At 70.3% G+C, this 4,259-nt stretch carries 4 protein-coding genes, 1 rRNA gene and 2 pseudogenes; all 7 read left to right on the top strand.

The genetic code is table 11. The features are described 5' to 3' along the window. A 5S ribosomal RNA gene (gene rrf / locus ACIPK4_RS40000) occupies positions 1–97 on the top strand; the annotation flags it as partial. Positions 98–214: 117 nt separating this feature from the next. Beyond that, positions 215–571 (top strand): DUF6247 family protein, encoded by a 357-nt coding sequence (locus ACIPK4_RS39995; protein ID WP_402322871.1) that lies wholly within the window; start codon positions 215–217, stop codon positions 569–571. Positions 572–588: 17 nt separating this feature from the next. Continuing rightward, complete coding sequence (locus tag ACIPK4_RS39990) at positions 589–858, top strand: hypothetical protein (protein WP_402322870.1); 270 nt, start codon at positions 589–591, stop codon at positions 856–858. Positions 859–897: 39 nt separating this feature from the next. Continuing rightward, positions 898–1,401 carry a hypothetical protein gene (locus ACIPK4_RS39985; RefSeq protein WP_402322867.1) on the top strand — a complete coding sequence of 168 codons (504 nt, stop codon included), beginning with the start codon at positions 898–900 and terminating at the stop codon, positions 1,399–1,401. A 466-nt stretch (positions 1,402–1,867) separates the two neighbouring features. Beyond that, positions 1,868–2,584, top strand: a pseudogene (locus ACIPK4_RS39980) (TSUP family transporter). 87 nt (positions 2,585–2,671) lie between these two features. Next, a pseudogene (locus ACIPK4_RS39975) lies at positions 2,672–3,008 on the top strand (hypothetical protein); the annotation flags it as partial. A gap of 760 nt (positions 3,009–3,768) precedes the next feature. Next, positions 3,769–4,020, top strand: coding sequence for a hypothetical protein (locus tag ACIPK4_RS39970; protein WP_402322864.1), 252 nt, complete (start codon positions 3,769–3,771; stop codon positions 4,018–4,020). Positions 4,021–4,259 lie beyond the last annotated feature (239 nt).

Genomic DNA, 4,259 nt, shown 5'->3' with positions numbered 1-4,259 from the left:
GGAAACGCCCGGTTACATTCCGAACCCGGAAGCTAAGCCTTTCAGCGCCGATGGTACTGCAGGGGGGACCCTGTGGGAGAGTAGGACGCCGCCGAGCAATCATTGTGGGAAAGCCCCGCACCAGCCCTTACCGGCTCGGTGCGGGGCTTTTCTGCGTTCAGGGCGCTTTCGACAGGGCCGCTGGGTATCGTGGCGAGCGTTCCCTGGAGGCACGATGACAGCACAGCACCTCGAAGACGACGGTCCGCTCATCCCGCAGCCGGCCATGACGCGCGAAGCCCTACGGGATGCCGTCCGACGGATCGACATGCCGCACCTCGCAGAGTTCGACAGAGAGTGCCATGCGGCGTTCGACCGCGCCGCGGAGACGGGCGCCATCAACCCGCTCCGCTTCTTCCTGATCAAGTGGGCCACCCATGTGGCCATCCACCGCTGGCCGGCCCGCGCGGCGGCCCTGCTCCAGGCCGAGGCCACAGTCGGCGACCCGGCCGCCACGGAGGAACAGTTCAGGGCAGCCATGGAGACGAGCAGCCGCATCCTGGCCGAGGCCCAGCGCGAGATCGGTCAGTGAGCCCGCGGGGCGAAGAGGTGGAGAACGACAGCGGCTGGGCGTGGGAGTGCGATCCCAGCCGACTGTGGGTGCTCGGCGACATGCCGCCGGAGCAGCAGGAGCTGGTCGCCGTCGTCATGGACGGCCTGGTCGACCTGGCGGCGATGGCCATCGACCCGAAGGACGGCAGCCTCTACGAGGACCCGAGCCCAATGCGGTTGCGCACGTACGAGGACGAACACCTGATGCTCTGGTACCAGACCATCCCCCACCGCCACCGCGTCTACCTCAAGCGCGTCAACCTCTGACCTGCGGCCCGCCCTTGCACGGCATGAGAGCCTCACGCCGTGGCTTCTGAAACCGAAGTGGGAGAGCTGTTGCGCCGGCGCGGCTGGCGGGCGGCCTTCACGGTGGCCGAGAGGGTACACGCGTGGGCGGCCCTGGTGAGCGGCATCGAGTGCGGGTACGACGACGGCATCGACGAGTACACCAACGACCTCTACTGCCGTAACTGGCTCCACGAGGCGTGGCTCCTGCTGGACGAACACGTCGTCCAGCTGTGGACCCCGCGAATCAGAGCCCTGGACGACCGGTACAAGGCAGCGACCGTCGACGACGACGGCCAAGCGCTGGCCCAGTTCCACAGGCTGCCCGGCCCCGACCTGTGGTGGTGGCGCCGGCACCCCCGCATCCTCACGAGGGAGCTCGGACGTTCCCTCCGCTCGGCCGGCGCCGTGGGCACCGCGTACGCCGACGACATCGACGACATCGGCTGGTGCCGGACGCGTCGTGGAGGTGGTGCGCCCGCAGGGCCGGGGCCGAGCCCCTCGGCCCGGTGGCCGGCCGGCTGAGGGCCGGGCCGGCCACGGCCTTGGAGACGACTCGGTCGGCGGACACGGCGGCCGCCCTCAGCTGCCACCGTCGCCCGACCACGTGAGACGACGTCGCTGGGGTGGCCCGTGGGACGGGCTGACTTTTCTTCCCGTCTCGTCCCCAGGATGTCCGGCCGTTGGCAGTCCGCGGGCTTCCGGCGCCGCGGCTGTGCGCTCGGGCGCACCCGGTCCGCGGCAGTACTCCGGAATCACGGCAACACGCCACCCGTATCCGAGGGGATCTGGCCGATGAGCGCTGGGAGTTGATCGAGCCGGTGCTGTCCGCCTGGTGGCTTTGTTCGCCAGTTCGGCCAGTTTGGACGGCAGTTGTTCACCGCCTCGGGAGGCGGTTGGATCGGGGTGGGGGCGATGTTCACGAGAACGGGAGGCGGCTGATTCGGAGCCTGCTCCGGGTGCCGTTTTGGGGAGCGCCGAAGGGGACGTCGTGGAGTGGTCGACGGGGTTGCTCGGGTTCTCCGCCGGGCTCCTGATATCCGTCATCACCGCGCCGGTGGGCGTCTCCGGAGCGGTCTTCCTGCTTGCCCGCCCAGGTCAGCGCGCTGGGCGTGCCCAGCCCGGTCGTGACACCCACGAACCTGCTCTACACGCCATGGCCGGTCCTGGTGCCCTCCTGCGCTACCGGCGGGCCGGGCAGCTGGGCGGACCGCTGACCCGACTCTTGATCGCGGGCACCGTTCCCGGCGTCGTCATCGGCGCTGTGATCCGCGTCTAGGCGTACCCGGCGAGCGGATCTTCCGCCTCCTCATCGCGGCCCTGCTCCTGCCGCTCGGCCTGTGGCTGCGGATCGTACGCCGGGCACCACCCCGCACCTCCCGTCCGCCTTCGCCCCACGCGGCGACGTCGCTGGCCCTGGCCGTCGGCGTGGCCGGCGACGTCTACGGAATCGGGGGCGATTCCCTGCTCGGCCCGATCCTCGTCGGCCGCGGCGCACCGGTCGCCACCGTCGCACCCGCCGCCCTCGCCTCCACCTTCGTGACCTCCATCGTGGGCGCGGCCACCTACGCTCTGCTCTCCCTCGCCGCCAACGGCGACGTCGCCCCCGACTGGTTGCTGGGCCTTTTCTGAGACGGACCTCCGGCTCCTGCTCGGCACCCTCGCCGCTGGAATTGACACGCTCTACGCAGTCCAGATCCTTCGCTGACCGTGTACTCCCGGCCGTTCCGGTGCGCGGGGTGCCACCGGAACTCTGAACAGCCCGATCCGACGCCAGCCCTCAAGTGCCTCCCCAAACGAGGGCGTGTTTGCCCAGCTCAATGGAGGCCTGCGGCACCTTCTGCATGAGGAGGAAGGACGGAACGCAGAGCCCCTCGGCGTCTGTGGTCGACGCCGGGAGCGTCAAGACCTCCACCCACCGCCAGCACCTCGTCGAGCACGCCGCCAGTCTCGGAATCGACATGGATCGAGCGGACCTACGGCTGGCTCTCGCACCCCCGCCGCCTAGCCGGCGACTACGAGACGCACCCGCAGTGCAGTGCTTGGAAGGGATGATCTGCCTCGCGATGACCGACCTGATGAGCCGTAGGCGCACCCCCCGAGAGTCGACTCCGAACACGAGGGACTCATAGCCAGAGGGCAAGACCCTCACGTCAGCTAACCGGGCTCGCCGCCACCGTGCTACGACCACCCGGCTGCACCCGCGGCCCCGGGCGGGCCCGACGCGTCGGTGAGCTCCGGCGCGGGCCGATGCCCTGGCAGGCGGACGAGCCGTGGCCGGCGTGCACGGATCCGCACCCCACCGGTGGGAGCCGGCGCCCGGCAGGCGTCAACGGCAACGCCGCCCGCTCCTGGCCGCCGCGTGGGCGTGGGACCCGGAGTCGGGCCCCACGGTGAGGAGCGGCGGCTCCTGGAGGAGCTCCGGCTCAGGGGCAGGGGGGTGGAGGAGAGCGGGGAGACGGATTCGCTCCCGATGACCGGTCTGGCCCAGCAGTACCGCCGGGACGCGCCCCAGCTGCTCGCGGGGCCGGAGGACGGCGATCTGCTCCAGGTGTTCTGGTGCCTCTTCGGCGCGCACTGCGAGAACCGGACCGGCATGCTGCTGGCCCTGCGCTGGGGCCGGTCGGGGGAGGCCGTCAGGGTGATGGCGCAGCCACCCGTGGCGGAGGCCGGGGCTTCGAGGGCTACATACCCGAGCCGTGTGCCGGCCCCCGAGCAGGTCGTCACTACCCCTGGCTGCTGCCCGAAGAGCTGTGCGCGCGGATCGGGCCGGGGAAGAGGCCTCGAGAGGAGGCCGAGGAAGCTGGCGCGGGAGGAATGGACTGGCGACCTACCACGTCGATCCGTCCATCCCGCCCCGGCCGGCGTGCCGGGGGCAGCGCGTCCTGGAACATGACCGACACCGTCGCCGTGGACTGCCCGGCCTGCGTGGCCCTGATGGAACTGCTGCTGACCCTCGTGAGCTCGGAGTGGGACGGCGGAAGCGTCAGCTGGATGCTGCTGGAGGAACGGGACCCGGGCGCCCGCGGCGCCTGCGAGCCCACCGAGGTCCAGCTGGGTCACCCGGGGCCAGCGGAACGTCTTCGCCGGCTCCCACCGACCCGGGACATCCGGACCTCACGAGCCTCCAGTAGGGCCGCATGACGCGCCCCCTGACCAGGGGTGGCCCTCGTTTTGACACCTCAGGGGGCCAGTTGTAGAGTTGAACGGTTGCCTGGAACTGACCAAGTTCGGCAGCCTCTGCAAGACCCTCGCGCGCCTACGGGATCGAATTCCTCGGGCACGCACTCGACTCCTCATCCAGGAATCCGAAGCCGGGAAATCCGGTGGAAAACTTCTGATAGAGTCGGCATCGCCGGAAAGGGAAACGCGAAAGCGAGGAC

Source organism: Streptomyces sp. NPDC086989, assembly GCF_044745505.1.
Classification (GTDB): Bacteria; Actinomycetota; Actinomycetes; order Streptomycetales; family Streptomycetaceae; genus Streptomyces.
The sequence above is the reverse complement of the archived record's forward strand: the minus strand, read 5'-3'. Positions and strand labels throughout refer to the sequence as shown.

Excerpts from the sequence above, each read along its gene's own strand:
- ACIPK4_RS39995 (WP_402322871.1), top strand. The coding sequence starts at position 215 with ATGACAGCACAGCACCTCGAAGACGACGGTCCGCTCATCCCGCAGCCG.
- ACIPK4_RS39970 (WP_402322864.1), top strand. The coding sequence starts at position 3,769 with ATGACCGACACCGTCGCCGTGGACTGCCCGGCCTGCGTGGCCCTGATG.